The sequence below is a fragment of the Algibacter luteus genome, from assembly GCF_900141715.1.
In the GTDB taxonomy this organism is placed as follows: domain Bacteria; phylum Bacteroidota; class Bacteroidia; order Flavobacteriales; family Flavobacteriaceae; genus Arenitalea; species Arenitalea lutea.
Genome location: NZ_FQYK01000001.1, coordinates 712304 through 738365 on the forward strand (window position 1 = coordinate 712304; position 26062 = coordinate 738365).

A 26062-nucleotide genomic window follows, 5' to 3' on the forward strand; every position below is an offset into this window, starting at 1 on the left:
CAAGGGTCGGGCTATTCGTTAGATAACCTCGGTCGTTCCTCCCTGTGGGCTATCCACTGCTATCCCTAACGCAAAAAAACGTTACCCAACAATGTTTACAATTTTTCCAGGAACCACAATAACCTTTTTAGGTGTTCGTCCCGCCAACTGCTCTTGGGTTTTTTCGTTTGCCAACACTGTTTTTTCAATGTCTTCTTTACTCATATCTAACGGTAGTTCTAAAGTAAATCGCATTTTGCCGTTAAACGAAATCGGGTAGTTCTTGCTACTCTCCACTAAATGGCTAGCATCAAATTCTGGGAAAGGCACTGTTGCTATCGAACCATTATTCCCTAACTGACTCCATAGTTCCTCAGCAATATGCGGTGCATAAGGTGATATTAAAACCAACAAAGGCTCAAGTATGGCCTTCGATGTACATTTTTGAGCAGTCAATTCGTTTGCTGCAATCATGAAAGTAGAAACCGAAGTATTAAAAGAGAAATTCTCGATATCTTCCTGTACTTTCTTAATCGTTTTATGTAATGTTTTTAAATTGTCTTTGGTAGGTTCAGCATCGTTTACTTTAAGTCCGTTATCATCAGCATACAATTTCCAAAGTTTTTTAAGGAAACTGTGCACACCAGTTATACCTGCAGTATTCCAAGGTTTGTATTGCTCCAGTGGACCCAAAAACATTTCGTATAAGCGTAAACTATCGGCGCCGTAATCTGATACAATGTCGTCTGGATTAACCACATTGTACTTCGATTTTGACATTTTTTCAACATCTCTACCTACTTTATAAACTCCATTTTCTAGCACAAATTTAGCATCAGCGTAATCTTCTCCAAATTCAGCATCAGCCTTTAAACCTTCTATATCCAATTCATCTGAAGCAATTACATACTTAACCTTTACGTGAATAGGCTGTACCTTTTTACCCTCAATCAATCCTAAAGACAAATAAGTTTGTGTTCCTTCTTCTCTATAAATAAAAGCACTCGTACCCAAAATCATTCCTTGGTTAATCAACTTTTTAGCATATTCATCATGAGGCACTAAGCCTAAATCGAACATAAACTTTTGCCAAAAACGTGAGTATAATAAATGCCCTGTAGCATGCTCGCTTCCGCCAATGTATAAATCTACTTGCTGCCAATAATTAATAGCCTCTTTCGAGAAAATTTCTTTATCGTTTTGTGGGTCCATATAACGATTAAAATATTGCGAACTACCTGCCCACCCTGGCATGGTATTCAACTCTAATGGAAATATGGCTTTACCATCAATTTTATCATTATTAACTACCGTATTAGTTTCGGTACACCAAGCCCATTTCGTGGCATTACCTAGTGGTGGCTCACCTGTTTCGGTTGGTAAATATTTTTCAACTTCTGGCAGCTCAATAGGTAAATGTTCGGTAGCTATCATTTGTGGCATGCCATCAATATAATATACTGGGAATGGTTCTCCCCAATAACGCTGACGACTAAAAACTGCATCTCGCAAGCGGTAATTGGTTTTTCCTTCACCTTGCCCCATTTGCTCCAATTCGTAAATAGCACGTTTTGTTGCTTTTTTATAATTCATTCCGTTAAGGAAATCGCTATTCGCAATAACGGTTTTCTCTTTATCAGCAAATGCTTCTTCTGAAATATCAATGCCTTCAAATATATTCGGAATTGGAATATTAAAATGCTTTGCAAAATCATAATCACGTTGGTCGCCACAAGGCACACTCATTACTGCACCTGTGCCGTAACCTGCCAATACATAATCGCCAATCCAAACTGGTATTGGCTCTTTGGTAAACGGATGTTCCGCATAAGCGCCTGTAAAAGCTCCCGAAATGGTTTTTACATCGGCCATTCTATCGCGTTCGCTACGTTTGGCAGTGGCTAAAACATAAGCATCAACCTCAGCTTTTTGTTCTGGCGTTGTTATTTGCGCCACCAATTCATGTTCTGGTGCCAAAGTCATAAACGACACTCCAAAAATAGTATCAGGACGTGTTGTAAAAACGTCTATAACTTCATTATGACCAACAATATTAAAAGTTACTGCAGCACCAACAGATTTTCCAATCCAGTTACGCTGACTTTCCTTTAAAGAATCCGTCCAATCTATAGTATCTAAACCTTGAAGCAAACGTTCCGCGTAAGCAGAAATACGCATACTCCATTGGGTCATTTTTTTTCTAATTACTGGGTGTCCGCCACGTTCAGAAACACCGTTTACAATTTCATCATTCGCTAAAACCGTTCCTAATGCAGGACACCAATTCACTTCGGTTTCTGCTAAATACGTCAATCTGTATTGTAATAATAATTCTTGTTGCTTTTTGGAATCAAAACGAATCCAATCTTCGGCTGTAAATGGCTCGATAGCATCATCGCAAACAGCATTTACATTTAAATTTCCTTCAGAAGCAAATATTTTTTCTAATTCTGTAATGGCTTCAGCCTTATCTGAATCCTTATTGTACCAAGAATTGAACAATTGAATAAAAATCCATTGCGTCCATTTGTAATAACTCGGATCGGATGTACGAACTTCTCGAGACCAATCAAAAGAAAATCCGATTTGATCTAACTGACGGCGGTAGGTTTTTATATTTTCGGCAGTTGTAATAGCAGGATGCTGCCCAGTTTGAATAGCATACTGTTCCGCAGGCAAACCAAAACTATCATAACCTTGAGGATGCAAAACATTAAAACCTTGATGACGTTTATAACGCGCATAAATATCTGAAGCAATATAACCTAACGGATGCCCAACATGAAGTCCTGCACCACTTGGGTAAGGAAACATATCCAAAACGTAAAATTTTGGCTTATCGCTATTATTTTCGGCTTTAAAAGTTTCGTTTTTGGCCCAATAGTCTTGCCATTTTTTCTCGATTTTATTGAAATCGTACCTCATGTTCCTATATTTCTACTTTTTTAAAGCGCAAATTTACGCTTTCTACAGAAAACATAAAGCGTTTCTTAACTATTTAATGAATTTGGAACCTCGGTAATGATTTATTAGGTTTCGCTTTAAAAAGCAATTCGTAATTTCGCCACTTTTAAGGCAATTTGATTTGATAAAAGATACAACTAAAGCGCATTTAGCATTACTAGCTGCCAATGTTATATATGGCGCCAATTACATTATCGCGAAGGGCATCATGCCTGATAAAATAAATCCTAGCGCTTTTGTTTTTATTCGGCTGTCTTGCTGTATGATACTTTTTTGGAGTATTAAATTTCTATTTATTAATGAAAAAGTTGAAAGGAAAGATATTTTAATGCTTGCACTTTGTGGTTTATTTGGAGGTGCTGCCAACCAATTACTTTTTTTTCATGGCATAAATTTAACTTCGCCAATTGATGCCTCCATAATTCAAACGGCCACACCAGTTCTAGTACTCATTTTTAGTTTTATTATTTTAAAAGAAAGAATTACTAAAAATAAGGTTGTCGGTATAATAATGGCAGGTATAGGAGCCATAGTGTTAATCGTATATGGAAATAAATCTGTTGGAACAAGTTCATTTTTAGGCAACTTGTTTGTTTTATTGAATGCCTGTAGTTATGGTTTATATCTTGTATTAGTAAGAACTTTAATGAAAAAATACCATGCAATTACTGTAGCTAGTTGGGTGTTTTTATTTGGTTTTATTTATGTTTTTCCTTTTGGGATTTCAGATTTTTTAAATACCAATTTTGAATCTTTTACTACGAATACCTATTTAACTATTGGCTACGTTGTTTTATTCACAACCTTTTTAGCATACTTATTTAACATTTTCGCTCTGAAACATTTGGCACCATCTGTTACTAGTAGCTATGTTTACCTTCAACCAGTTGTAAGTTTTATTTTGGTAAGTATTATGGCCTTTGTTTATACTCAAGGGCAATATTCAAAAGACATCAATATCATAAAAATTCTATGTTGTATTCTGGTAGCATTAGGTGTATATGTAATTAGTAAACCTCAAAAAAAACAATACTTAAACGCTCCTAAATAACAACAATGTTGATATATTTTAGTTTATATAAATTATGAATGCTTATACTTTATTATTTTTACATCGTTAATCCAATATCTTTATGAGTTCATCCTTCGAAAAGCACCAAAAACGCAGACTTATTTCTTCGTATTTCTCGGTTGTGTTAAGTATTGCTTTAGTTTTGTTTTTATTAGGATTGCTTGGTATGCTTATTTTAAATGCAAAAAAAGTATCCGATCATTTTAAAGAACAAGTAGTGGTTACCATTTATTTAAAAGATAATGCCAAAGAAGTAGAAACCAAACAACTTGAAAAAAGTTTGGCGATGGCAGATTATGTAAAATCTACAGAATACGTTTCTAAAGAGCAGGCTGCCGAATTTATGAAAGCTGAAAATGGTGAAGATTTTATGGATTTTGTGGGTTACAATCCATTACAAAACTCCATCGATGTGCATTTAAAAGCCGATTTTGTAACTTCTGAACATCTTGAAAAGATTTCTACTGAAGCCTTAAATAAAAACTTTGTGGACGAGGTTACTTACGATAACGATCTGGTTAATTTAATGAACGACAACGTTAAAAAAATTAGTTTCTGGGTACTCATCATTAGCGGAATATTTACGTTAATAGCCGTTTTACTTATTAACAGTTCGATAAGATTAGCTGTTTATTCCAAACGATTTACCATTAAAACCATGCAAATGGTAGGTGCTACCAAACAATTTATTCGCAGACCCTTTGTTTGGAAAAGTGTGCGTTTAGGAATGATTGGGGCCTTTTTAGCCTTAATAGGTATGGCGCTTGTTTTGTACTATTTAAATAAAACTTTCGCAGAACTGGAATTGCTAAGTAATCCCATTTTAATGGCTCTTTTATTCGTTTTAATATTTGCCTTAGGTATCATTATTACTTGGATAAGCACCCATTTTGCAACACAACGTTTTTTAAATTTAAAAACTGATGAGCTCTATTATTAGGTATTGAAAACTTAAATTACAATACTATTAACATGAGGTTTTCAAATAAATCATTTAATTTGCATAAAAATTCGACAGAATTTAGCCATGGGAGAAAAGAAACGAAAAGAAGCAGCAAAACCAATATTTGTATTCGGAAAGAAAAACTATAAATTTATGTTTATTGGTTTAGCTTGTATTGCACTTGGTTTTATTTTAATGTCTGGCGGTGGTAGTGACGACCCTAACGTTTTTAATCCTGAAATTTTTAGCTGGAGACGTATTAGATTAGCTCCAACATTGGTGCTTATAGGGTTTGGTATACAGATTTATGCGATTCTATTAAATCCAGATAAGGAGAAATCTTAGTCCTTATCAAAAGTGTTCTACATATAAACTTCTAGTAAAGTGGCACCTTTCGTTTTGATATGAATATCATTTAAACAAGCAGGAATTAACATGGTTTCTCCGAGATTTAGTTGGTATTTAGCACCATTAGATTCTAAAACCGCATCTCCTTCAACACACATATAAATTACAAATGAATCTAGATTAGAATAATCTTTTGTAACCCCTTCAGTTAACTTAAGAATGTTTGTTTTAAAATAAGGCGAATGCACCAACGTATTTGATTCATTTTCTTTAGCACTGTAGTTCGTTTTATAGTTTTTGTGATGCTCAAAATCAATGGCATCAATAGCCAAATCGTTATGTAATTCGCGTTTTTGACCGGTTTTGGCATCTACCCTATCGTAATCATAAATACGATATGTAATGTTTGAAGTTTGTTGGATTTCAGCTAATAAAACACCTGCGCCAATAGCGTGAACTCTACCTGTTGGGATGTAATAGGTATCACCTTTTTTAACTTTTTCAGCATTTAAGATTTCTAATACGGTCCCGTTTTCCAATTTTTCCAAATAGGTGTCTTTATTCACTTTTTGGTTAAATCCAACAATGAGTTCGGCATTTTCATCGGCCTCCATGATATACCACATTTCATTTTTACCAAACGAATTGTGACGCACTTTAGCTAGTTTGTTACTTGGATGCACTTGAATAGACAGCGGGGTTTTAGCATCAATAAACTTTATGAGTAAGGGAAATTCTTCACCAAAATTCTGGTAAACACTTTTTCCTAAAAAGTCAGAAGTAAATTTTGTAATTAAATTATTAATCGTTTCACCTTTTAATTCACCTTCGGCTACAACCGTATTAAATTCTTCTACATCTGAAATTTCCCAAGACTCTCCAATGGATTCTTCTTGATAGTTTTTATTTAAAACGGTTTTTAATTTGTCGCCACCCCAAATGCGATAACAAAATATAGGTGAGAATTTAAGTGGGTATAATTGCATGTAATCTGTGTCTGTTTTTTTTACCAATAAATAATTAAAATTTTTGATTAACAAATTCTGCTGCTAATAGTTTTAAATATTTGTAACCATTTTGCATAGCGTCTTCTAAAGAATTTGCTTTTTTTATTACAGCACCCACATAACAAATACCTAAATCGTTAGCCTGTTTTATTGAAAGCGTAACACTCCCACACAAAGCGGCCACAGGAATATTATATTTCTTAGCAGATTCTAAAACCCCACTAATAGTTTTTCCAGAAAGTGTTTGCGAATCAAGTTTACCCTCACCTGTTACTATCCAATCTGCCTCTTTAATTTTATCATCAAAACCTATTAAATCTTTAATCAAATCAATACCAGATTTTAAGTCTGCATTTAAAAAGGTAAAAGTTCCTGCACCCATTCCACCCGCAGCTCCAGTTCCTTTTATCTTCTGAACATCAATATTAAATTGCTTTTTAAAAAGCATTGCTATATTCTTTAAGCCATCATCTAGATTTTTAATTTCTGTTTCTGATGCACCTTTTTGAGGTCCATAAATATAAGCTGCACCTTCCTTTCCGTACAAAGGGTTGGTAACATCGCATGCTACTTTAAATTTTATATGTTTCAAACCCGAAAGCACCTTGTGGGTATTAATAGCATGGATTTTATTTAAATTCTTTCCAATTGGCAATAAGTCTTTTCCGTTTTCGTCTTCAAACTTAAAACCCAATGCGGTTGCCATTCCTATGCCACAATCGTTAGTCGCACTTCCTCCAATGCCTAAAATTATGGTTTTGGCGCCCTTATCAATGGCATCTACAATGAGTTCACCCGTGCCCAACGTAGTGGTGAAGTAACAATTTTGTTCTTCCTTTTTTAATAGATGCATACCTGAAGCTTCAGCCATTTCAATAAACGCTGTTTCAATAGTGTCCATAAACAAATAAGACGATTCTATGGGCCGAAACAAAGGGTCGTTTACCTTAATTTTAATTCGCTTACCTTGTAGGTGGTACTCTAGAACATCTATGGTTCCATCGCCCCCATCTGCTAACGGCAGCTTTATAATTTGAGCATTAGGAAAAGTTTCTTTAATACCTTCTTCCGCAGCAGCACAAAATTGCATTCCCGTTAAAGACTCTTTAAACTTATCTGGTGCAAGTACTATTTTCATTTAAAAAGTATAAAATTGATTATCTAAAAATAGCAGGTATAAAATAACTTAATATTACAATTGTAATAAAAAACACAATTAAAATATATACTTCTTTAATCATGAAATCTTTTCTTTTTATTGCCACATTAAAATTAGAAATCTTCTTAATCTCTACATGTTTTGTAAGTGCACTAACCATATAGGCAATGACAACAGACAGTACAACACCTGTAAAATTAAGCCAAATCCAAAAAATATGAATCCCTAAATCAATATGCAATATTTCCTGAATGGTTTTAGAGAAGATAAGATTTATTAAAACCGCAAGAATTATTCCAGCATTCATACCAATATGATTTACTTTTTTTGAAAAAAACGCTAATACAAATGTTACTAAAACTGGACCATAAAAAACAGACCCAATGGCATTTATAATTTCAATTACTGCGCTTTTACTACCTCCAAATAAAAATGCACTTGTTATACAAACTACGCCCCAAAACACAACCGATGCTTTTGAAATTATCATGTATTTTTTATCACTTAATTTCTGCTTTCCTCTATTAAAAAAATCTTCCACCGTAACAGCCGATAGAGAATTTACAGTAGAACTTAAGGACGACATAGCAGCTGAAAGTATCCCAACCATTAATATCCCAATAAGTCCGTGAGGTAAATATTTCATTATAAAAACCGGAATCATTAAGTCTGCTTTTATACCATTTTTTGCAAATTCTTCAGGGAAATACTTTTGAGTTGTATCCGCTATATCTTGTAAAAAGTCTGGTGCTAACGTTACTAAACCACCAATTACAAGCCCCATAATGCAATATATAAATACTACAGGAAATCTTAAAAGACCGTTTGCCAACAATAATTGGCGTATAGTTTTTTCGCTTTTTGCCGACAATAAGCGTTGTGCTTGAGTTTGATCGCAGCCGTAATACGAAGCATATAAAAAGAACCCACCTAAGACCATAGGTAGAAACCCATATTCATTGCCTTCACCAATTCCTAGATTTAAATCGATAACCTTTAATCGATCTGGATTAAACCCTTCGGAAAGACCACCATAATCTTGTAATAAGTTCCATCCAAAGTATAAGCAAATAATTAATCCCAAAAACAAAATAATCATTTGAATGGCATCACCCCAAACAACCGCTTTCATTCCGCCTTGCCAAGAGTAAATTATAGTAATAACGCTTATAATTAAAATAGTGTAAACAAAGTCTATGTCTAAAACAGCTTGCAAAATAATAGCTATGGTATACACCATTACACCTGTTGCTAAAGCACGACTTATTTGAAAAACGACACTTAAGATAAGCCTAGTAGAAGGACTGAATCGCTTTTCTACAAACTCATAAATACTAACGACTCCCGAACGAAATAATGGAGGGATAATTACAATCATTATAAATATCATCGCAAGTGGAACTGCAAATTCGAAAGTTAACCACTTCATTCCTCCACCTAATTTTAAACCTACAAATGCAGGAGCCGATATAAAACTTATGGCCGATAATTGAGTAGCCATTGTCGATAAACTTAATGGAAACCACCCCATACTTTTGCCTCCTAAGAAATAGTCTTTCGAATCTTTATTATCTTTAAAAAAGAATCCCATTCCTAAGAAAAATATAATGTAAAATATAACAATACTATAGTCTAGCCAATTCATAATTTAAAGTTTTTTAGTGTTCTTATATCAAATTTTAATATAAAAACATGTATTTAGCGATTCAACAAATCAATAAGTAACGCAGCACTCCATGAAAAATTATTACCTCCATAGCCAGCTTTTCCGGTATCATGGATTTCCTTTCTGGAATCAAAATACTCGTAAAACCCATTGTTTTCAAGAATTTCAATAGTATCCTGTTTTACACGTTGTGCAATATCTTTAAATCCATATTGAGATAACCCATTAAATAATATCCAATTCAGGTTTATCCAAACTGGACCTCTCCAATATTTTTTAGGGTTAAAACGCTCATTAGTTGGATCGAATGATGCACATAAATATTGATTTTCATTACCAAACTTATCCATCATCACTTTTACCAATGAAGACGCCTGTTCTTTGCTGGGTATATTTGCATATAAAGGTGAAAAAGAAGATGATGAAATATATCTTAATGGGTTTTCATTTCGCAAATCGTAATGAACATAAACACCTAATTCCTCATCAAATAGTTTTTTATTAAAATTAGTAATACTTTTTTCTTGCCACTTTTGAAGTTGTTTTACCTTCTCATCATGACCACCTATTAACTGGTAAATTTTAATAAGGCTTTCGTTGGATTTTATCAACATTGAGTTAAATAATGGATCTTGTACTAAAAAAGGTGAAAGTTCCGCTATTTTCTCGTCGTTATAATTATGTTCTTTGGCAATATCAATGATATATAAATAATGATCGTATTCTCTTTTTGATGGCCTCTGAGAAGCATCAACATGTGTTGTATCTCGTCTTTCAAAAGTATACTCTGGCGGATTCATTGTATCCCAAATATCATCCCAAATAGGTGAATTATCTGTACCAGATTCCCAGTTGTGGTATATGTATACAAGCCCTTCGCCTTTTGGATCACGATTCTTATAGAAATATTCATGATTAAAATAAACCTTGTCTATAACCGTTTTCAAAAAATTTAATGTAGCTTCTTTATTAGAACTAATTCGATATAACTCTTCTAACACAAATCCTGTAACCGGTGGCTGTGTCATTCCTGTTGATTTGTATTTTTTAGAAGATTCTGGATGCAAATCTGATCGGTGAAAATCGGGACCTGGAAAATAAGAATCACTATCAGTATGAAAAATGATATGCGGTATAAATCCATTTTCCCATTGCGCATCTAAAAGGGTTTCTATTTCGGCTTCGGCCTTTTTCATATCAAAATGAGCGAATCCTATTGCTATTAAACCAGAATCCCAAAACCATTGAAATGGATATAAATTTGCACATGGAATACTAAAACCATCTTTCCAGTTGTTATTGAGAACATGAATAGCCTCTTTCTGTAAATTTTTCATCAATTGTATTTTTATTTTAAAAAAGCTCACCACTTACACTTAGCCGCAAGTGATGAGCAATTAAACTAAACTCAAACTAATTTATACTTTTTAAAAGTTAAATGTAGCGTTAAAAAACACTCTTGTTGGTAACACTGGTCTACCAACGAAGAATTCTTCTTCAGTTTGACTATTATTTAGTCTAGGTGAACCTTCGGTAATTCCATCTGAATTAAGCATGTTAAATACCTGCATACCTAATCTTAAAGATTCATTACCTTCTCCTACCGGAAATGTATAACCTAAATTTAAATTTGCTAGTCCAATGGCATCTAATTCTATTGAATTGGTATCATTCGTGAATTTTTTACCTGTGTAATTATAAGTTAAACTACCATCAAAATTAGAATCATCATAATCTAATGCAAAAGTAGAAATAAAATTAGGTTGTCTTCGTAACTCATTACCCTCAATTGCAGGGTTTGATGTCGATTTTGTGATTTCGTGATCTTGATAAGTTACCGATCCTGAGAAGTTGAAGTTATCTGCAAACCCCCATCTCCAAGTACCCTCAATACCTGTTGTTCTTGTATCTTGGGTATCGACTTCTTCTATAAATCCACCACCTGGGGCATTTACAAAACTAATTGCTCTTCTATCTGATAAATTAACGTTGTACAAAGCGACGGTACCCGAAAATTTACTTTTTCCATATTTAATACCTAATTCTCCTTGTACAATTCTTTCTGTATCATAAGAATTTGGATTGCCAAAACCATCAAATTTAGTTCCTCTTAATTCTGGGAAGAAATAACCTCTTGAAAAGTTTCCATAAGCGCTTAAATCATCGTTAACTTTATATAAAGCTGCTAATGCAACAGCAAAATCATCTGCCGAAACATGACCTCTCGTCCAACTTCCATTCCCCCAGGTTACATTATCTAAGTTTGCTATTCCAGTGTTATCAACGGCAAATGATGAGGTCCCCTCATTTTCAATATCTCCAGAAGCTCTTTCATAACGAATACCAATGTCTAAATTCCAACGGTCTAACTTAATTTCATCAGTTACAAAAACTGCTATTTTATTACTATTAATATTTCTGTTGGTATAAGCCGTACCTCTATTAGTTACCCCATTAATAGAATAACCAGACAACTCCACCAAAGCGGGTCTGTCGTTATACTCTCCTAAATAGTTAGTAATCACATTAAAATCGCCAGCTTGTGATCTAGACATAAATGAACCAAATGTTAAACTGTGGTTCCCACTAGTTTTTGTGATTTTTAAATCGGCCATTAATTCTGTTAATGGTCTGCTTCTATCTAAAATTCTATTTTCGAATAATAAAGCATCTGCCGGTAAAGCTTGTCCATTTAAATACGTAAATGATCCTCCTGCTAAACCTCGGGCATCTAAATATTCTTGTTGCGTTTCAACAACTTTTGCTCCACTAACTCCACTACCATCTAAAAAGAGATTAAATTGATGCTTGTATCTAGAATATCTCAATTTAGCATCTAATTTTAAATCATCAGAAAAGTTGTGTTTAAAGTTAGTTAAGAAATATCCACCCTTTGTTACAACACCATCTTCTATAGGCGAATTATAAATTCCATCTGGTGTCATATATGAAATATCTGATGCTGCAGCGGTTTGTAATGTGAATATTTCATTTCCATCGTTTCCAGTTGGACGATTACGTGAACCACCTTCCAAAGGATATGGTAAAAAGAATTGCACATTATCATCAATAAACTGTCCTGAAAAAGTAATTGAACCTTTTTCTGTTAAATGCTTAAGATTTCCTCTTAATTGAAATCCTTCTGTTGGTAAACCCGTTTTTAATGGGCCTTCATCATATCTGTAAAATCCAGATAATGCATAAAAGGTATTTGAATTTTCACCTCCCAAAGGACCACTAGTTAAAAAGTCTGCTTTATATCTTGAATTAGAAGCGATTTCAGTTTTCAATATATTTTTTGGTTTAGCATTTCCTGTTACACTTGTATAGTTTATAATACCAGCAACTGAACCTACACCATATAATATTGATGAACCACCACGAACAAATTCTAAGCTTTTCATTCCTAAATCGTTTCTAAAATAAACGTCGTGTGCAGAAGAATTCAATCCAAACGTACTTAAAACAGGCATTCCATCTATTTGAAGTGGATTAAACTGATACTGTCCTCCCGAAGGTAAACCCCTAACAAAAATGTTTGAAGCAACTTCACCACCACCACCTTCGGCGGTAATTCCTGGTACGCTTCTTAAAATATCAGCTTGACTACTTGTTGCTTTTTGCGCAAGTACTTGAGCACCATATGACGTAATTGACAATGGTGTTTCCTTCTGAGATCTCGTTGTTGAGGTTGCTGTTAAAACCACTTCATCTAAAGTGTTTCCTCCCTCAACCAAAACAATTTGCAAAGTTACAGGCGACCCATTTAATACCACCGTTTTCTCTTGAGTTTCATACCCTAAAAAAGATATCTTTACTTTTTGTTCTCCAGTCAAATCTGTTGAAAAACTGAAGTTACCATCAAAATCGGTTGTTGCTCCCGACGTACTTCCAATAATTAAAACGTTTGCCCCTATTACAGGAACTCCTGCTTTATCTAGTACATTACCAGAAATTTCTGTTTGTGAAAATGAAGTAAATATGCCAAAAACACATGTTACTATAAAAATAATTTTTTTCATTTTATTTAGAATTAGTTAATTTGAAGGCTAATTTATAAGCAAGTTCCTAATAAAAATGCTAAAAAATTGCAATAAATTCACGCAAACGTTATCGCAAACGTTTGCAATTTGAAAAAACAATTAATGAAAAAAGAATCTACTACTTTAAAAAAACTAGCTACCGAATTAGGCCTATCTATCTCAACAGTTTCTAGAGCACTTAATGATCACCCAGATATTAGTACTACAACTAAAGATAAAGTTAAAGCACTTGCGTTGAAATTAAATTATGTCCCGAATATTTTTGCAAAAGGATTCAGGCAACATAAAACCAACATAATTGGTGTTATTGTACCTAATGTAACCCATTATTTTACAACAACGATTTTAAAAGGTATCTTAGAGGAGGCCTCTTTATTAGGTTATCGAGTAATTATTTCAGAATCTAATAATGATGTTGTAAAGCAAACGGAAATGCTTGAAACTATGCTACAATTTAATGTAGATGGTATTTTAATGTCTATTTCTAAAATGACCAGAAATGTAGACAGTATTCTAAAAATAATTAATAATGTGCCTCTTATTCTGTTTGATAAATCGTCAAACAAAATACCTTGCACGCAAGTTGTTATAAACGAAGAAGAATCCGCATTTAGTGCCGTAGAACATCTCATTAATATTGGAAAGAAAAGAATTGCCATTATTAAAGAAACTGAATTTTCGTATAATTCTGAACGACGGTATGCTGGTTATTTAAGGGCATTGAATGAATACAACCTTCCTGTTGATGAAAAAATAATTATAACTGTGGAAGACATCTCTTTGATACAAGGCAAAAGAATGGCAAACTTATTATTATCTCTTAAAAATAGACCTGATGCCATTTTTACTATAACTGATAGTTCTGCTGTTGGAGTGATTCAAACGCTTAAAAAATTCAATATCAAAATACCTGAAGAAATTGCCGTAGTTGGGTTTAGTAATTCAAGGCTTTCTACAATTATAGAGCCTAACCTTACCACTATTGATCAACCTGGAGAGCGTATAGGCGCAACTGCAGTTAAATATTTAGTTGAAGAAATTAATAATACATCTGATCAAATAATAAGTAAAAATATCGAAATTAAAGGCACTTTAATAATAAGAGATTCAACCTTTAAGGCTTAAATTAATTGAGTTAAAAGCCATTTGCTATCTCAATTTTAATATTTTTGCGCCATGGAAATTATAGATGCAATTATTTTAGGTATTGTTCAAGGGCTTACTGAATTTTTACCTGTTTCTTCAAGTGGTCATCTAGAATTAGGAAAAGCCATTCTAGGTGATAATTCGGTGCCAGAAGAAAGTTTATTATTTACAGTGGTTTTGCACTTTGCAACTGCATTGAGTACCATGGTTGTTTTTAGAAAAGATATATTAGACCTGATAAAAGGTGCTCTGAAATTTAAATGGAATGACGACTTACAATTCATTTCTAAAATTGCAATTTCTATGATACCGGCAGTTATCGTTGGTTTATTTTTTGAAGAGCAATTAGAAGCGCTTTTTAGTGGTAATATCTTATTAGTTGGTTGTATGCTTATTGTTACTGCGATTCTTCTTTATTTGGCGGATAAGGCAAAAGATACCAATAAAAAGGTGTCATTTTCGAATGCTTTTGTAATTGGTATATCGCAAGCTATAGCTATGCTCCCTGGAATTTCACGTTCTGGAGCTACCATTTCAACTTCGGTGCTTTTAGGTAATGATAAAACCAAAGCAGCCCGATTTTCATTTTTAATGGTAGTACCATTAATTTTTGGGAAAATTGCTAAAGATGTTTTAAGTGGCGATTTAACTTATGATTCTGGAAACTTTACGACCTTATCTATAGGATTTGTCGCTGCATTTGTTGCTGGACTTTTTGCGTGTACGTGGATGATTGCTTTAGTAAAACAAAGCAAACTCTCTTACTTTGCGATTTACTGTGCCCTAGTTGGTATTGTTGCTATTGTAATTTCAATGCTTTACTAAAGTATGAAATCTGTTGAAGATTATCTTTCCGGACAAGTTTTATTGATTGACAAACCTTTGGATTGGACCTCCTTTCAAGTGGTTAATAAGCTACGTTGGGAAATTAAACAAGCCTTCAAACTTAAAAAAATAAAGGTCGGTCATGCGGGCACTTTAGACCCTTTAGCCACAGGTTTACTTATTATTTGTACAGGTAAAATGACCAAGCAAATAGATACTTTCCAAGCCCAAGAAAAAGAATATACTGGCACTATTACTTTAGGAAGCACAACACCTTCTTTCGATTTAGAAACAGAAATAAACGAAACCTTCCCGATAGAACATATTTCTGAAGCTTTAATTCAAGAAACCACCAAACAATTTATTGGCGATATACAGCAATTTCCTCCTGTTTTTTCAGCATTAAAAAAGGATGGGAAACGCTTATATGAATTTGCTAGAGCTGGCGAAAACGTCGATATTAAAGCAAGAAGCGTTTCAATTTCTGAATTTGAAATTATTAATATCGACATGTCTAATTCACAAAGTACAGGTGCTATAAAAGTAGACTTCAGAGTAGTGTGTAGTAAAGGCACTTACATAAGGTCGTTAGCTAACGATTTTGGAAAATCTCTAAGCTCTGGAGCTCACCTATCTTCATTAAGACGAACCAAAATTGGTGCTTTTGATGTGGCCGATGCTATATCCATAGACACCTTCATTTCATCGCTAAAAGACTAAATTTTTAATTTTTACGTATATTACCGTATAAAACACGTTACATTTTATCGATTTGCACCTAACAGATCAACATAAAGCCCTACTTATCACGCTTCTAATTTCTGGAACTGTGGTACTCTCTGTATTTAATTTGAGCCTTAAGCAACACGACGACATTGCTTCTGAAAGTTATTATGAAATAGAGCCTGAAAAGGAACTTACGGAAGAAGAACTTAAAGTGCTTGAAGCCTTGGAAAAACTTAATAATTCCAAAGCTGAAACCAATCAAGCCTTTAACGAATCTCAAAAAACGAAACATTTTGCGCAAGCCTTTAAAACCATTGCGCCTCCTAAGGACTATGTTCCTAATACTCCTAACACTGAGAATAATCATCAAGAAGCCAGAGATGCTTACGATATTCCTGAAGATTCTAAATTAAACCCAGAGGAGTTAGCAAAGTTTAGTAAAGTAAATGATGTGCTTAAAAAACAACAGGCAGACGCTACTAATTCTAAAAGTTCGATACGATTTTCATTAGTTAATCGAAAAAAAGTTTTTATCCCTATTCCAGTATACTTATGCGAAGTTGACGGCAAAATTGTTGTAAACATTACAGTAGACTCAAGCGGAAATGTAATTGATGCTTACGTAAACACATCCTCAACATCGAGTAACGAATGCTTAATAGAAAGCGCATTAGATTATGCTAAACGATCTCAGTTTAGTGAAGATGCCTCAAAAGAAACTCAATTGGGTTCTATTACCTTTTATTTTATTGGCAAATAGGTGCTAATCGACAAAGTATTTCAACAATATCTTTAATCACGTTTTGCCCTTTATCATTATTATACCAATGTTGTAGGTCTTCTTTGAATTCTGGAGTTAGACTACCGTGTTTAGCTTTAAACCTACTAACATAATTAGCAGCTTCACTTGGTCTTGGTCCATATGTATTTATTACTTCGCCTGTTTCATCATCAATCATAATAACTTTAGGAATGGCTCTGGCGCCATTAGTTAAATAAAAATCCATAAGCTCTAGATTTTCATCTCGAAGAACCACCTTCATATTTATGTAATCAGATAACTCAGCTATCTTATTCAGAGCTGGAAGTACATGTGCTGCATCACCACACCAACTTTCAGCAATAACCAACCAAGTCATCTTTTGATTGAATTCTGATACGATTTGTTTCACCTCTTCCGAAACCTTAATGGTTTTATCCCAACGCTTCATACGTTTATCATTAAGCTTCGTATAATTCACCATAGCTTCAGATTTGTCGTTTCCAGTAGTAGCATGGTCTTCTACCAATTGCTTTACTAAAGCTCTATAGTTTTCGTAAGTCAGGCTATTTTTCATACCTTTTTCTATTATTGGATGCATAACATTTATATTTTAATGGATATTGACACACAAAATTAATGCGTCAGGATTCTAATTAAGATGATTTTTGTCATACTTTTACTATTATCCTTACAAAGAATTATTTTACGCTTAAATTTTTAGATTGATGAAAAAACATAGATGCGGATGGTGCGAAGGTGATGCTTTATATGAAGCGTATCACGACGGCGAATGGGGCGTTCCTGTTTACGATGATGACACCTTATTTGAATTTTTAATATTAGAAACTTTTCAAGCGGGTTTGAGCTGGATTACCATATTAAGAAAGCGCGAAAATTTTAGAAAAGCCTTTGATAATTTCGACTATAAAAAAATAGCGGGATATCAACAAAGTAAAAAAGACCAATTAATGGAGGATGCTGGAATTATTAGAAATAGACTTAAAATTAATGCAACTGTATCTAACGCTCAGGCTTTTATGAAAATACAAGATGAGTTTGGAAGTTTCAGCAAATATATATGGGGTTTTGTAGACGGAAAACCGATTGAAAATAAATTAAAGCATTATAAAGATGCTCCAGCGAACACCCCTTTAAGTGACACCATAAGTAAAGATTTAAAAAAGCGAGGATTTAAATTTGTAGGTTCTACTGTTATTTATGCGCATATGCAGGCTACAGGTATGGTAAACGATCATGAAATAGGCTGCTTTAGATATAACGAAGTTTAATTTTTTAATGCTCTAATAAATTCCTCTCTTGATATTTCCTCGGCCCCTAAACTTTCAAGATGTTTGGTATAAACTTGACAATCTATTAATTTATAGTTTGTGTTTTCAATAAAAGTTATAAAGCCTACTTTACTGGCATTACTTTCTTCTGTAAACATACTTTCACCACAAAAAATATGATTTCCTAAATCAACGCCATATAATCCTGCTACAAGTTTTTTCCCTTTCCAAACTTCAACAGATTTGGCATATCCTAATTCATGAAGTTCTAAATAAGCTTCAATCATCTCTGGTGTTATCCACGAACCAATTTGCCCTTCGCGCTTAGCTCGTGAACATGCATTTATTACAGTCTCGAAATCTTTATTTATGGTAACTTCAAACTCCTGTTTTTTTAAAATTTGTTTCATGCTTTTTGAAACTTTTAATTTCTCTGGAAACAATACAAATCTAGGATCTGGTGACCACCATAATATGGGCTCTTCTTTATCAAACCAAGGAAAAATACCAGATTTATAAGCAAGCAATAAACGCTCTACCGATAAATCGCCACCAAAAGCCAGTAAACCATCTTCTGTTGCTGTATTGACATTTGGAAACCATATTTCTGAAGTTAATTTGTGCATACTTTAAAATTAAAAAACCTCAATGTATTTTTAACATCGAGGTTTTTTTATCGTTAGATTTCTGCTTTTACAGAATTTAATTAAAACGGTAAATCGTCGTGATCTTCTTCTTGTAAATCTCCTGCAGGCTCAAAAGCATCTGCTGGTGGTACAGGTGGTACATTTGCATCTCCTGCTTCACTTTGTAAAGCTTCTATTCTCCAACCTTGAATAGAGTTAAAATACTTGGTTTCACCTTGAGGATTAACCCACTCTCTTCCACGTAAATTGATGCTAATTTTTACTTGTTGACCAACTTGATAATTGTTAAGTAAGTCTGTTTTATCTTGAACGAATTCCACCATAATATGTTGTGGGTATTGCTCCTCAGTTGTTACTACAATTTCTCTTTTTCTAAACCCATTGCTTCCAAAAGTTTGAGTTTCTCCAATCATTTTAATTCTTCCTTGAACTTCCATTTTTATATATAATTATTAAATATTCGTCTAATTTAATTACACTGTTATGACAACAGTATTTTCCATGCACTTTCAATATCGCCAAAACTAATATAGTTTCTTGCCAACTTGTGTTTTTCTCTATGTGTTGCTGTTTTTATATTTGGGTAGCGCTCACCAACTTCCTCAATAAATGCATTAACATGCTCTTGTGTTGGTAAAGCTTCAACATTGGCCAACATACCTAAATCATTTCCTGTTAAAATCATACTATTTTTAACGTGGTCTGGAAAATTATCAACACCAATTCCCAAGGTTGATATTGGTTTAGGTATTTCAAAAAACCCTGATTTAGCACGACTATAATAACTTCCTCCTGCTCTTGCTACTAAATCTAATTTCTTCTGATTGATGTTGTTGTTTTCATCCAAAACCTCATCGTCAATATGAAACATCACAATTTCACAAATAATTAAATTACCAGCACCACCTTCTGCACCTAACTTTATGATATCTTTAATTTTACATTCAAATTGTACAGGTGATTCAGCAACTCTGTATGGTTTAACCTTACTCGACTTAAGCATCGATAAACCTGCTTTTTCAAATTCATTAACCCCTTCTGGATATTCAGAGCTACTTAATGACATTTGGTGAACCATATCGAAATTAACCACGTTAATTACGACTTCTTTAGTGATTTCACAATTATCTAATGTGTGTTTAGTAGTATTATTGCTTACCCGTCTAGCAGGTGAAAAAATTAAAATTGGCGGGTTTGAACTAAACACATTAAAGAAACTAAATGGAGATAAATTAGCGTTTCCCTTGGCATCCAACGTACTTGCAAATGCAATTGGCCTAGGCGCAATAGCGCTTAACAAATAGCTATGTAATTTACTGGTTGATAAGGTTTTTGGATCTATCGTAGGCATTTAACTTCTTAAGTTTTCACAAATGTAACTAATCTATAACGCAACTAAAAACCGATTTACTAACAACTTACACAATAATATTAACAGATTTACATTATATTACATGTTAATTAATTTTTAAAATGATTTTTACAAAACACAGCAATGTTTTCCGATGGATTATCATTGTAGCCTCTTTTGCAATTGTCTCTCTTATTTTATTGAAAACCTACGAGTTTTTTCAACATTTTAAGGATGAAGAACGCACAAAAATGGAAAATTGGTCTTTTGCCCAAACCGAATTTGTGAATTCAGACACCAACACCAATTTAAATTTAACCCTTAAAATTTTAAATAGTAATACCACTACTCCAATGATAGTTATTGATAAAGATGGTAACTTGAGTAGCTCTAATAACATTAATGATAGCAAAATTGAAAACCCAGAGTATGTAAAAAAACTCATTAATAAGTTTTCTGACGAGAACAAACCTATTGAAATTAAGTATCAAAATCAGGTGTACTCTACTATTTATTATGGAAACTCACCTTTATTAAACAAACTAAAATATTATCCATTAGCTTTAATACTTATCGTGGTTCTTTTTGGTGCCGTTATTTTCTTCTTTTATAGTAGCAATAAAAATGCAACCCAAAACAAACTTTGGTCTGGCATGGCAAAGGAAACAGCGCATCAAATAGGCACACCTTTATCCTCTTTAATTGGCTGGACAGAATTATTAAAAACCGAAAACGTTAATCCGGAATATATCACTGAGATGGAAAAAGACGTGAGTCGATTAAAAACTATTGCCGAACGATTTAGTAAAATTGGTTCTTTACCAACTCTAGAGAAAGCAGATATTATTAAAGAAACCATAGAATCTTACGATTATTTAAAATCTAGATCGTCCAAATTAGTAGATTTTGAAATAATAATCCCCGATGGTGAAATTTCGGTAAATTTAAATAAGCAGCTTTACAGTTGGACAATAGAAAATTTAGTAAAAAATGCCATTGATGCTATGAAAGGACGAGGTAAATTAACAGTTGAAATATCGCAACTTGAAAATGATGTGAAAGTTAATGTTACCGATACAGGAAAAGGCATTTCTAAAAAACATTATAACAGTATTTTTGAACCAGGGTTTACTACAAAAAAACGAGGTTGGGGACTAGGATTATCTTTAACCAAGCGAATCATTGAAGATTTTCATAACGGGAAGATTAAAGTGCTTCAATCTGCAAAAAACAAAGGAAGCACTATACAAATAAGCTTAAAACGTGCGAGTTAAAACTTATTTATTATGACTGAAAAATTAATTGACGTAAAAAACGTGACATTAAAAAACAATTGTCCTGAATGTTTCAGCAAAGATGGATTGCGCTTAACATTCAAGCAAAAAATTAAAGACAATAAGTTTTACCGATCAATTACTTCAGAGATAAGTCATGAGATAAGTTGTAATAAATGTAACTCTATCATTTATCCAGTACAATGGACTGATGACATAGAACTAGTTTTTGAGTATCAGAAAAAAGCATTCACTCCAAAAAAGTCCTCAACTTACTTAAAAAAGGCATCTTGGATAGCAATTATAGCTGGATTAGTTTTAGTAGCCATAATATTCGCACTAGTATTTTACCTTATTCTATAATTGTGATTTGATGGCTTCTGCCAAGGCTAGAAATTCCTCATGAGAAAGTTTCGCTTTTTGAATAAAACGTGCATCTTCCATTGATTGTAACGGAATTAAATGCACATGCGCATGCGGTACTTCTAAACCTATTACACTTACGCCAATTCGTTTACAAGGCACTGCTTTTTTTAAAGCTAAAGCAACGGTTCTAGAAAAACCCATTAAACCATGATATGTAGTTTCATCTAAATCAAAAATTTTATCTACCTCTTTTTTAGGAATACACAGTGTATGTCCTTTAGCATTAGGATTAACATCTAGAAAAGCTAGAAAATCATCTGTTTCTGCTATTTTATAACAAGGCAATTCGCCGTTTACAATTTTTGTGAAAATAGAGGCCATATGATTATTTGATTTGTTTTTAATTGGATTCCGTTTTCACGGAATAGAAACCAGTATTATCTTGAAATTTCAATAATATCAAATTTCATAACGCCATTTGGAACCTGAATTTCGGCTACATCGCCAACAGATTTACCCAATAGCCCTTTTCCGATAGGTGAATTAACAGAAATTTTACCAGAAGCTAAATCAGCTTCACCATCGGCAACCAATGTATATACCATTTCCATACCGTTAGTTTGGTTTTTAATTTTAACCTTCGATAAAACTAGAATTTTAGAATTATCAAGCTGCGATTCATCAATTACACGAGCGCCAGCTAAAGCATCTTCAAGTTTAGAAATTCGCATTTCTAACATCCCTTGAGCTTCTTTTGCCGCATCGTACTCAGCATTTTCGCTTAAATCTCCTTTATCTCTAGCTTCAGCAATGGCTCTTGAAGCCTTTACACGCTCAACATCTTTAAGATGTTTCAATTCATCTCTTAATTTTTTTAACCCCTCTGGTGTATAGTATGATACTTTACTCATAACTTCATCGTTTAACTTTATAAAAGATGCCGAATCTCCATGAAAATAATTTTGATAGAGTTCAGCAAATAAAAAAATCCCGCGTATACGAGATTGTCAAACAAAAATACAAAATTTTAGTTATATCTGTATTGAAATCATGAACATACTTTGCCTTAGAGGTTTTTTGAGAAAGAAAAAATAGCCTAAGGAAAATTTAAATATTAGAATCTCAATTTACTTTTTATTGTAAATTGCATGCCAAATCCCCTGAATTTATGAAATCCCTTTTTTACACCTTATTTTTTATAATTCTAATGACTTGCAGTGGCAACCAAGTAGATGATAAAAATTGTAGATTCCTACTAGACATTAGTGTCAATTTTACAATAGATTTAAGTTTACCACAGTACAGTCAGCTTACTTTTGCTGGTAATTCGGTATATATTCCAAATGAAGGTAATGCAGGCATTATTGTTGCTAGTACAGGAGCTGATTTCTATGCTTGGGATGCAAGCGACCCAAATCATGCGCCTAGCTCATGTTCTGCGCTTGTGCCTTCAGGTCTAAACGGAACTTGTGGGTGTGAAGACGGCAATACCTACAATTTTGTAACCGGAACTCCGGATGGGAACGACGGCTTAAGATGTGCACTGAAAAACTACCGTGTACAACAAAACGGCAATACACTTTTAATATTTAATTAAAAAGCGCAGTTACATAATTATAACCACGCTTTTCATCCCTAGATAATACTTAAAACTTGAAAGTTGCACCTACTAAAAAATTGGTTGTTGCTTGTGGGTAATAACCAGCATAATAACCAGTGGTTATTCCAGAAGGGCTCGATGTATCTTCATAATCATAAGACCCAAAGTACCCATTAGAAACATATTTTTTATTAAAAATATTATTCACCAATCCTGATAATACAATGGATTTAAATAATTTTCTTGGTTTTATTTCATAATTAATATTGAAATCGTTTATAAAATAACGCTCTAAAATAGAGGCTTCATTGTCTGTATTTCCCATATATTGTTCACCCACAAACTTACTTAAAAGCGATAATTGTAATCGTTCTGCCGGCATATAATTAATGGCGTTTCCAATGACTAATTCTGGCGAGAACGAAATATTTGTATTTCCTAAATCAACCAATTCGCCATTTATTTCAGATGAAAAATCTTTATTTTTATTACTGCTTATGGCAACGTTTGTTGACGTATTAAGCATTTTGCTGAATTGTATATTGGCATCAACCTCAAGTCCAAGTCTATAACTTTTGCCACTTGTAGCTCTAATTGGGCTTCCAACATCGTCAAGTTGACCTGTTAACACCAATTGATTTTGATAAAACATGTAATACAAATTCGTATTTACACTGACTTTATTGCTGTTATAACGCCAACCTAATTCAATATCATTTAAAGTTTCATTTTCGGTTACACCAGCTTCAAAATCGTCGCGATTGGGTTCTCTATTCGCTCTGGCATACGAAGCATAAAAGCTATTGAAATCGCAATGTTTATAAGTTAATCCTACCTTAGGATTAAAAAAACTAAAATTGGCATCGGTAACAAATTCAACTCTATCAGAATTTAAATCATTGGTTTTATAGCTTACAAAACGTCCTTGCAAATCAACAAATCCTGTAATTTTTTCGGCTAATTTAAATGTAGCTTTTGAAAAAATACTGAAATCGTTTTTGGTAGCATCGCCTTCATAATAGCGATCTCGAATCTCGGTATTTGGTTGTAAATCGCTTCCCCAAATCACTTCTCCAAAGTGATCGCCGTCGTAAGAACTATAAGATAAGCCTGAAATTATTTCAAATGCATTTTGCTTATAAGTTACATTTGCATTTAATACATAGAAATTATTATCGAGCCATCTTCTAACAATTACATCAGAGTCTTCCTCAATTAAATTAGCAAAATCTGCAGCTGATTCTTCTGGCTTATACTGCTCAAAATAGCCTTTCCCTTTGGTATAATTTAAGCCTAAATTAGTTGACCAATTGTTATCAAATCGCTCATTCCAATGTAATTGATAATGGTCTTGCCAATAATTATCTGTTTCATTTTCGTAGGTGTACGGGTTTTGTCTTCTATCCTCTTTTAATTCATTCGCAGTTAACCCATACCACGCTTGATATGTGCGCTCTGCATTACCAAACGTCAGAGCTTTAATCAAGGTATTATCATCTTTATAAATACCCTGAAGAAAGTATGATTTTAAATCAGTAAAAGCACGATCTATATAGCCATCTGAATCAATTTTTGAAAAACGCCCTGATACTTCAAAATGATTATTTAATAGGCCTGTACTTAATTTTACTGTGTGCTTTCGAGTCCCAAAGCTTCCAAAACTATTAGAAATTTCACCTGAAGCTTCCGCTGATGTTGCATCGGTTAATAAATTTAAACTCGCTCCAAAAGCTCCAGATCCATTAGTAGACGTTCCAACGCCACGTTGTAATTGTAAACTCTCTGTTGAAGACGCAAAATCCCCTAAATTCACCCAAAAAGTACCTTGGCTTTCAGGATCGTTATAAGGAATTCCGTTAATGGTTACGTTAACACGAGTTGCATCGGTACCTCGAACTCGTATACCAGTATAGCCAATTCCAGCACCCGCATCACTAGTTGTTACTACCGATGGTAAAAAGTTAAGCAACACAGGAATGTCTTGCCCTAAATTACGTTTTGCCAAAGCCTCTTTAGACAAATTAGAGTGCGTAATTGGCGAATCTGCATCCACACGTACTGCTTTTACTAAAACTTCGTCTAGTTTTTCTGTTTTAGTTGAATCTTGTGTTTTTTGATTTTGTTGCGCTTGCGCACTGACTGATAACACTAAAAGTGTTAAAAAAAGAAAAATGTTTTTCATTACGATTAAGTATGTTTAATCGAATAAAAAGAGGTAATTATTCTTTAATTATTAATAATTAGTTTTTGAACGCTTGAAACTTTCAGTTAAAATTCAGCTATTATTACTAGCATCATAAAAGATGAACTAATCACAATCACTAAAAATGTCAACTGAACTTTTACTTTACGCTCGATTCCTAAACAGCATTACCTGTTCTAGGTTCAATGGGTATGATCTCAGCCGATAATAGGCACCCCTTTTTTGAGAACGTTGCAAAAGTAATTATCAATTGTCAATTATCAACTAATAATCACTATTTTTTTATTGTAAATCTGGCTTTTTTCGACCTGCCTTCTTCTCGGAAAGATGCCGTTTTTGTTTCAAACGCTTTTTTATTACTGATTTTGGGATTTTTGTAGGTCGGCGTTTTTTAGGAACTTTTAGTGCGTTTTTTAAAATCTCAATAAAGCGTTTAACTATAATTTCTTTGTTTTTATGCTGACTTCGGCTTTCGCCACATTGCAAAATTAATATACCGTCTTTCGTAAGCCGATTTTTTAGCTTAAACAGTAGGCGATTTTTTTGAACTTCATTAAAAACGCTTGATTCCTTTAAATTATAAGTTAATTCTACTTTTGAGGATACTTTATTGACATGCTGACCACCACTGCCTGAACTTCTAATAGCTTTAAAAGTGAGTTCTTGTAATATGGCGTCTTCATCAAACACA

The 26062-nt window shown here is 33.5% G+C and carries 25 protein-coding genes; 11 read left to right on the forward strand and 14 right to left on the reverse strand.

What is annotated here, in order from left to right; all coding sequences use genetic code 11:
- Window positions 1-81 precede the first annotated feature (81 nt).
- A complete protein-coding gene (gene leuS, locus BUA46_RS02990) occupies window positions 82-2904 on the reverse strand; it encodes a leucine--tRNA ligase (protein ID WP_019386043.1) in 2823 nt (940 codons plus the stop codon).
- A 160-nt stretch (window positions 2905-3064) separates the two neighbouring features.
- Between leuS and BUA46_RS02995 the strand changes: the two genes are divergently transcribed.
- From BUA46_RS02995 to BUA46_RS03005, 3 genes are all read left to right on the forward strand, one after another.
- Window positions 3065-3994, forward strand: coding sequence for a DMT family transporter (locus BUA46_RS02995; RefSeq protein WP_019386042.1), 930 nt, complete (start codon window positions 3065-3067; stop codon window positions 3992-3994).
- Window positions 3995-4076: 82 nt separating this feature from the next.
- Window positions 4077-4955 carry a cell division protein FtsX gene (locus tag BUA46_RS03000; RefSeq protein ID WP_019386041.1) on the forward strand — a complete coding sequence of 293 codons (879 nt, stop codon included), beginning with the start codon at window positions 4077-4079 and terminating at the stop codon, window positions 4953-4955.
- A gap of 87 nt (window positions 4956-5042) precedes the next feature.
- Entirely contained in the window at window positions 5043-5303 is a 261-nt protein-coding gene (locus tag BUA46_RS03005; RefSeq protein WP_019386040.1) for a DUF3098 domain-containing protein, read from the forward strand.
- A 17-nt stretch (window positions 5304-5320) separates the two neighbouring features.
- On the opposite strand, the gene BUA46_RS03010 is transcribed toward BUA46_RS03005, so the two are convergent.
- The 5 genes from BUA46_RS03010 to BUA46_RS03030 all read right to left on the reverse strand — a co-directional run bounded on the left by BUA46_RS03010 (window position 5321) and on the right by BUA46_RS03030 (window position 13160).
- Window positions 5321-6292 (reverse strand): type I phosphomannose isomerase catalytic subunit, encoded by a 972-nt coding sequence (locus tag BUA46_RS03010; RefSeq protein ID WP_026009879.1) that lies wholly within the window; start codon window positions 6290-6292, stop codon window positions 5321-5323.
- Window positions 6293-6326: 34 nt separating this feature from the next.
- Window positions 6327-7451, reverse strand: coding sequence for a glycerate kinase (locus BUA46_RS03015; protein WP_019386038.1), 1125 nt, complete (start codon window positions 7449-7451; stop codon window positions 6327-6329).
- 19 nt (window positions 7452-7470) lie between these two features.
- Complete coding sequence (locus tag BUA46_RS03020; RefSeq protein ID WP_019386037.1) at window positions 7471-9117, reverse strand: sodium:solute symporter family transporter; 1647 nt, start codon at window positions 9115-9117, stop codon at window positions 7471-7473.
- A gap of 53 nt (window positions 9118-9170) precedes the next feature.
- On the reverse strand, window positions 9171-10475 hold the full coding sequence (locus BUA46_RS03025; RefSeq protein ID WP_019386036.1) for an MGH1-like glycoside hydrolase domain-containing protein: 1305 nt from the start codon (window positions 10473-10475) through the stop codon (window positions 9171-9173).
- Between the two features lie 90 nt (window positions 10476-10565).
- The gene (locus tag BUA46_RS03030; RefSeq protein ID WP_019386035.1) at window positions 10566-13160 is read right to left on the reverse strand and encodes a TonB-dependent receptor; all 2595 of its coding nucleotides are present in this window, start codon (window positions 13158-13160) and stop codon (window positions 10566-10568) included.
- A gap of 123 nt (window positions 13161-13283) precedes the next feature.
- Here BUA46_RS03030 and BUA46_RS03035 point away from each other — a divergent pair, with 123 nt between their 5' ends.
- The 4 genes from BUA46_RS03035 to BUA46_RS03050 are packed head-to-tail and all read left to right on the forward strand — an operon-like array spanning window position 13284 to window position 16638.
- Window positions 13284-14306, forward strand: a complete 1023-nt coding sequence (locus tag BUA46_RS03035; protein ID WP_019386034.1) for a LacI family DNA-binding transcriptional regulator — start codon at window positions 13284-13286, stop codon at window positions 14304-14306.
- A gap of 51 nt (window positions 14307-14357) precedes the next feature.
- A complete protein-coding gene (locus tag BUA46_RS03040; RefSeq protein WP_019386033.1) occupies window positions 14358-15152 on the forward strand; it encodes an undecaprenyl-diphosphate phosphatase in 795 nt (264 codons plus the stop codon).
- 3 nt (window positions 15153-15155) lie between these two features.
- Entirely contained in the window at window positions 15156-15872 is a 717-nt protein-coding gene (gene truB, locus BUA46_RS03045; protein WP_019386032.1) for a tRNA pseudouridine(55) synthase TruB, read from the forward strand.
- Between the two features lie 52 nt (window positions 15873-15924).
- Window positions 15925-16638 (forward strand): energy transducer TonB, encoded by a 714-nt coding sequence (locus BUA46_RS03050; protein ID WP_026009878.1) that lies wholly within the window; start codon window positions 15925-15927, stop codon window positions 16636-16638.
- Here BUA46_RS03050 and BUA46_RS03055 read toward each other — a convergent pair.
- Complete coding sequence (locus BUA46_RS03055) at window positions 16625-17239, reverse strand: thioredoxin family protein (protein ID WP_019386030.1); 615 nt, start codon at window positions 17237-17239, stop codon at window positions 16625-16627. The genes BUA46_RS03050 and BUA46_RS03055 overlap by 14 nt on opposite strands.
- A 127-nt stretch (window positions 17240-17366) precedes the next feature.
- Between BUA46_RS03055 and BUA46_RS03060 the strand changes: the two genes are divergently transcribed.
- On the forward strand, window positions 17367-17930 hold the full coding sequence (locus BUA46_RS03060; protein ID WP_019386029.1) for a DNA-3-methyladenine glycosylase I: 564 nt from the start codon (window positions 17367-17369) through the stop codon (window positions 17928-17930).
- Here BUA46_RS03060 and aat read toward each other — a convergent pair.
- The 3 genes from aat to BUA46_RS03075 all read right to left on the reverse strand — a co-directional run bounded on the left by aat (window position 17927) and on the right by BUA46_RS03075 (window position 19928).
- Window positions 17927-18556, reverse strand: a complete 630-nt coding sequence (gene aat, locus BUA46_RS03065; protein WP_019386028.1) for a leucyl/phenylalanyl-tRNA--protein transferase — start codon at window positions 18554-18556, stop codon at window positions 17927-17929. The two genes, BUA46_RS03060 and aat, sit on opposite strands and share 4 nt — an antisense overlap.
- Window positions 18557-18636: 80 nt before the next feature.
- The gene (locus BUA46_RS03070) at window positions 18637-19014 is read right to left on the reverse strand and encodes a DUF3127 domain-containing protein (protein WP_019386027.1); all 378 of its coding nucleotides are present in this window, start codon (window positions 19012-19014) and stop codon (window positions 18637-18639) included.
- A gap of 44 nt (window positions 19015-19058) precedes the next feature.
- A complete protein-coding gene (locus tag BUA46_RS03075) occupies window positions 19059-19928 on the reverse strand; it encodes a flavin reductase family protein (RefSeq protein WP_019386026.1) in 870 nt (289 codons plus the stop codon).
- 122 nt (window positions 19929-20050) lie between these two features.
- Here BUA46_RS03075 and BUA46_RS03080 point away from each other — a divergent pair, with 122 nt between their 5' ends.
- Both BUA46_RS03080 and BUA46_RS03085 read left to right on the forward strand, forming a co-directional pair.
- Window positions 20051-21202, forward strand: coding sequence for a sensor histidine kinase (locus BUA46_RS03080; RefSeq protein ID WP_019386025.1), 1152 nt, complete (start codon window positions 20051-20053; stop codon window positions 21200-21202).
- Window positions 21203-21214: 12 nt separating this feature from the next.
- A complete protein-coding gene (locus BUA46_RS03085) occupies window positions 21215-21565 on the forward strand; it encodes a hypothetical protein (protein WP_019386024.1) in 351 nt (116 codons plus the stop codon).
- Here BUA46_RS03085 and BUA46_RS03090 read toward each other — a convergent pair.
- The gene (locus BUA46_RS03090; protein ID WP_019386023.1) at window positions 21560-21949 is read right to left on the reverse strand and encodes an HIT family protein; all 390 of its coding nucleotides are present in this window, start codon (window positions 21947-21949) and stop codon (window positions 21560-21562) included. The two genes, BUA46_RS03085 and BUA46_RS03090, sit on opposite strands and share 6 nt — an antisense overlap.
- A 56-nt stretch (window positions 21950-22005) precedes the next feature.
- Window positions 22006-22479, reverse strand: a complete 474-nt coding sequence (gene greA / locus BUA46_RS03095) for a transcription elongation factor GreA (protein WP_019386022.1) — start codon at window positions 22477-22479, stop codon at window positions 22006-22008.
- A 257-nt stretch (window positions 22480-22736) separates the two neighbouring features.
- Here greA and BUA46_RS03100 point away from each other — a divergent pair, with 257 nt between their 5' ends.
- Window positions 22737-23165 (forward strand): Rieske (2Fe-2S) protein, encoded by a 429-nt coding sequence (locus BUA46_RS03100; RefSeq protein ID WP_026009877.1) that lies wholly within the window; start codon window positions 22737-22739, stop codon window positions 23163-23165.
- A 49-nt stretch (window positions 23166-23214) separates the two neighbouring features.
- Here the strand turns inward: BUA46_RS03100 and BUA46_RS03105 are convergent, their stop codons facing one another.
- Together BUA46_RS03105 and arfB are read right to left on the reverse strand one after the other, a co-directional pair.
- Window positions 23215-25350, reverse strand: a complete 2136-nt coding sequence (locus tag BUA46_RS03105) for a TonB-dependent receptor (RefSeq protein ID WP_019386020.1) — start codon at window positions 25348-25350, stop codon at window positions 23215-23217.
- Window positions 25351-25653: 303 nt separating this feature from the next.
- Window positions 25654-26061 carry an alternative ribosome rescue aminoacyl-tRNA hydrolase ArfB gene (gene arfB, locus BUA46_RS03110; RefSeq protein ID WP_019386019.1) on the reverse strand — a complete coding sequence of 136 codons (408 nt, stop codon included), beginning with the start codon at window positions 26059-26061 and terminating at the stop codon, window positions 25654-25656.
- Between the last annotated feature and the right edge of the window lies 1 nt (window position 26062).